Genomic DNA, 254 nt, shown 5'->3' with positions numbered 1-254 from the left:
GCCCGGCGCGGGCCAACTCGACCATCTGTCGGCGGAACTCGATGGGGTAAGGCGGACGGCTCTTCGGCATTGGACAAACACCTCACGCGAAAGCGTTCTCGGTATCCACCAAACAGGGGCAATCCCACTAGATGTTTGGTCCCGGCATGTGGTGTGACGGATCGAGCCTGAAGCGTTCGGGCTCTTTCGTCCAGGTCTGGCAAATAAATTCGTAGGGGGTGAGGCCTCGCAGGGTCTTCAGCCGGCGACCGTAG

The 254-nt window shown here is 60.6% G+C and carries 1 pseudogene; it reads right to left on the bottom strand.

Annotated features, from left to right (window positions below):
- Nucleotides 1–127: 127 nt before the first annotated feature.
- A pseudogene (locus tag FV228_RS32805) lies at nucleotides 128–254 on the bottom strand (IS481 family transposase); the annotation flags it as partial.

It is taken from the genome of Methylobacterium sp. WL18 (genome assembly GCF_008040015.1).
GTDB lineage: Bacteria > Pseudomonadota > Alphaproteobacteria > Rhizobiales > Beijerinckiaceae > Methylobacterium > Methylobacterium mesophilicum.
The sequence above is the reverse complement of the archived record's forward strand: the minus strand, read 5'-3'. Positions and strand labels throughout refer to the sequence as shown.